This is a genomic window from Actinosynnema sp. NPDC059797 (assembly GCF_042732085.1).
In the GTDB taxonomy this organism is placed as follows: domain Bacteria; phylum Actinomycetota; class Actinomycetes; order Mycobacteriales; family Pseudonocardiaceae; genus Actinosynnema.
In genome coordinates, this window is record NZ_JBHWIE010000529.1 from 1 (window position 1) to 3,842 (window position 3,842).

A 3,842-nucleotide genomic window follows, 5' to 3' on the forward strand; every position below is an offset into this window, starting at 1 on the left:
CATTTACACCCGGGGGTGCAACCCCCGGACCCCGCGCAGGCGGGGCTTCGCCCCCCTGCACCCCCCGCGTTGGTTGCTGCGGCGGGGGGTGGCTCCCTGGTTGGACGGGGGGCTGATCAGGGGGTTCGGTCGGGCTGTTGGGGTCAGAGGCGGGATTGGAGGGCCTCTGCGGCTGCCAGGAGGTCCGCTGCCCACCTCGCGCCCGGGCGGCGGCCCATGCGGTCGATGGGGCCCGAAACGGATACCGCGGCCACTACCGCGCCCGTGCTGTCGCGGACCGGGGCGGAAACGCTCGCCACGCCCGGTTCGCGTTCTGCGACGCTTTGCGCCCAGCCCCGGCGGCGGACTTCCAACAATGTGCGTTCGCCGTATACGGCGTCGGCCAGGACGGAGCGTTGGGTGCCCGGGTCGGACCAGGCCGCCAATACTTTTGCGCCCGAGCCGGCGGTCATCGGCAAACGCGCGCCGATCGGCACGGTGTCGCGCAAACCGCTCGGGGGTTCCGCGGAGGAGACGCAGATGCGCTGCATCCCGTCCCGCCGGTAGAGCTGGACGCTCTCGCCGGTGATGTCGCGCAGCCTCGGCAACACCGAGGAGGCCGCGTCGAGCAGGGGGTCGGTCGCGCCGCCCGCCAACTCCGCCAGTGCCGCGCCCGGACGCCAGCGGCCGTCGGAACCCCGTCGCAGCAACCGGTGCACCTCGAGACCGACCGCCAACCGGTGCGCGGTAGCCCTCGGCAAGCCCGTCCGGTTGCACAACTCGGCGAGCCCACACGGATCCTTTGCGACGGCGTTCAGGACGGCCACTGCCTTGTCCAGCACGCCGATCCCGCTATGCTGTCCCACAAGCCGATACTAACTTCCCACTGTCTGGGAAGTCCAGATCTATCGACTGTCCAGATCTTGGGAGAGTTGCGATGAGCCGCACGCTCGCGGAGAAGGTGTGGGAAGCACACGTGGTGCGCCACGGCAGTGGCGCGGAGCCCGACCTGCTCTACATCGACCTCCACCTGCTGCACGAAGTGACCAGCCCGCAGGCCTTCGACGGGCTGCGGTTGGCGGGGCGCCCGATCCGCAGGCCGGACCTCACCATCGCCACCGAGGACCACAACGTCCCGACCGTCGACATCGAGCTGCCCATCGCGGACCCCGTGTCCCGCACGCAGGTCGAGACGCTGCGCAAGAACTGCGCCGAGTTCGGCGTCCGGCTGCACCCGATGGGCGACGCGGAGCAGGGCATCGTCCACGTGGTGGGGCCGCAGCTGGGCCTGACCCAGCCGGGCATGACCGTGGTCTGCGGTGACAGCCACACGTCCACCCACGGCGCGTTCGGCGCCCTGGCGTTCGGCATCGGCACGTCCGAGGTCGAGCACGTGATGGCGACCCAGACGCTGCCGCTGAAACCGTTCAAGACCATGGCGATCACCGTCGAGGGGCGGCTGCGGCCCGGCGTGACGGCCAAGGACATCATCCTCGCGGTGATCGCGAAGATCGGCACCGGCGGCGGCCAGGGCTACGTCCTGGAGTACCGGGGCAGCGCGATCGAGGCGCTGTCCATGGAAGCCCGCATGACCGTGTGCAACATGTCGATCGAGGCCGGCGCGCGGGCGGGCATGATCGCCCCCGACCAGACGACGTTCGACTACATCCAGGGCCGCCCGCACGCGCCGTCCGGCGCCGACTGGGACGCCGCCGTCGAGTACTGGAAGACGCTGCGCACCGACGACGACGCGGAGTTCGACGCCGAGGTCCGCCTGGACGCCGACGAGCTGACGCCGTTCGTCACCTGGGGCACCAACCCCGGCCAGGGCCTGCCGCTGTCCGAGCGGGTGCCCGACCCGGAGGCGATCGCGGACGAGAACGAGCGCGTGGCCGCCGAGAAGGCGCTGGCGTACATGGGTCTGGAGCCGGGTACCCCGCTGCGCGACGTGCGGGTCGACACCGTGTTCCTCGGCTCGTGCACCAACGGCCGCATCGAGGACCTGCGCGCGGCCGCCGACGTGCTGCGCGGGCACAAGGTGGCCGAGGGCGTGCGGATGCTCGTCGTCCCCGGCTCCATGCGCGTGCGCGCCCAGGCCGAGTCCGAGGGGCTGCACGAGGTGTTCCTGGAGGCGGGCGCCGAGTGGCGCCAGGCCGGTTGCTCCATGTGCCTCGGCATGAACCCGGACCAGCTCAAGCCCGGCGAGCGCAGCGCGTCCACGTCCAACCGCAACTTCGAGGGCAGGCAGGGCAAGGGGGGCCGGACCCACCTGGTCTCGCCGCTCGTGGCCGCCGCCACCGCCGTCCGCGGCACCCTGTCCTCGCCCGCCGACCTGGTCTGAGGGAGATCCGAGCCGATATGGAAGCGTTCACCACCCACACCGGGGTCGGGGTGCCCCTGCGCAGGTCCAACGTGGACACCGACCAGATCATCCCCGCCGTCTACCTCAAGCGGGTCACCCGCACGGGCTTCGAGGACGGCCTGTTCGCCGCCTGGCGCGGTGACGAGCACTTCGTGCTCAACCAGGAGCCCTACCGGGCCGGCAGCGTGCTGGTCGCCGGGCCCGATTTCGGCACCGGCTCGTCCCGCGAGCACGCCGTGTGGGCGCTCATGGATTACGGCTTCCGGGTGGTCATCTCGTCCCGGTTCGCCGACATCTTCCGGGGCAACGCGGGCAAGCAGGGCCTCGTGGCCGCCCAGTGCGAGCAGTCCGATGTCGAATTGCTCTGGAAGCTCCTGGAGAACGAGCCCGGCACCCCGGTGACCGTCGACCTGACGAAGAACACGGTTGTGGCGAAGGACTTCACCGCCCCCTTCACCATCGACGAGTACACCCGCTGGCGCCTGCTGGAGGGATTGGACGACATCGCCCTGACCCTGCGGCACGCCGATGACATCACCGAGTTCGAGCAGCGCAGGCAGGGGTGGCTCCCGACCACCGAACCCGTGCCCGCGAAGTGACCCGGAGGGGCCGGATTTCCCCCTCTAGCAGCGGAAATCCGGCCCCGGCCTTTCCCTCCGGGGCCCCGGGGAGTGTCCCTCGACAGGACGTAATCGCCCACGCCACAACGAAAAGTTTGGCGTGGCGATTGGTATTTCCTTGCATATGGGCTTACCGTGACTCATCAGTCGGCCCGACTAGGGCCGTGAGCGTCCTGGGAGGGACTGAAGGTGAACAAGGCCCAGCTCATCGAGGCGCTCGCCGAGCGCCTTGGCGACAAGAAGAACGCCGCCGCCGCCGTCGACGGCATCGTCGACGTGATCGTCCGCAGCGTCCACAAGGGCGAGAAGGTCAACATCACCGGCTTCGGTGTCTTCGAGAAGCGTGCCCGCGCGGCCCGCACCGCTCGCAACCCGCGCACCGGTGAGACCGTCAAGGTCAAGAAGACCAACGTGCCCGCGTTCCGCGCCGGTTCGACGTTCAAGGACGTCATCAGCGGCACCAAGAAGCTGCCGCGGGTGACGGCGGCGAAGCCCGCCGCCGCCGCGGCTGCCGCCAAGCCGGCCGCCACCGCGACCAAGGCCCCGGCGACCCGCAGCACCACCGCGCGCACCACCACGGCGCGCTCCACGGCGCGCAGCACCGGCTCCACCACGCGCGCCGCTGCGGCTGCCACGAAGGCCCCGGCCACCCGCAGCCGGTCCACCACGGCGGCGGCCAAGCCGGCCGCCACCGCCACCAAGGCCGCGCCCGCCAAGAGCGCCGCGACCAAGACGACCGCTGCGAAGTCGACCGCCACCAAGGCGGCGGCTGCCAAGCCCGCGGCGGCGAAGAAGGCGAGCACGACGAAGGCGTCGACCGCCAAGGCCACCACCTCGGCCGCCGCCAAGCCGGCGGCCGCCAAGAAGGCCACGACGGCGAA

4 protein-coding genes are annotated in these 3,842 nt (G+C 71.0%); 3 read left to right on the forward strand and 1 reads right to left on the reverse strand.

Translation table 11 applies throughout. The features are described from left to right. Positions 1–143 precede the first annotated feature (143 nt). Positions 144–845 (reverse strand): IclR family transcriptional regulator, encoded by a 702-nt coding sequence (locus tag ACFV4N_RS41065; protein ID WP_344035267.1) that lies wholly within the window; start codon positions 843–845, stop codon positions 144–146. Between the two features lie 71 nt (positions 846–916). Between ACFV4N_RS41065 and leuC the strand changes: the two genes are divergently transcribed. The 3 genes from leuC to ACFV4N_RS41080 all read left to right on the forward strand — a co-directional run. Then, on the forward strand, positions 917–2,320 hold the full coding sequence (gene leuC, locus ACFV4N_RS41070) for a 3-isopropylmalate dehydratase large subunit (protein ID WP_499678099.1): 1,404 nt from the start codon (positions 917–919) through the stop codon (positions 2,318–2,320). Between the two features lie 17 nt (positions 2,321–2,337). Beyond that, positions 2,338–2,940 (forward strand): 3-isopropylmalate dehydratase small subunit, encoded by a 603-nt coding sequence (gene leuD / locus ACFV4N_RS41075; protein ID WP_499678100.1) that lies wholly within the window; start codon positions 2,338–2,340, stop codon positions 2,938–2,940. Between the two features lie 210 nt (positions 2,941–3,150). Further along, on the forward strand, positions 3,151–3,842 hold a 692-nt coding region (locus ACFV4N_RS41080; RefSeq protein WP_499678101.1), incomplete at its 3' end, for an HU family DNA-binding protein.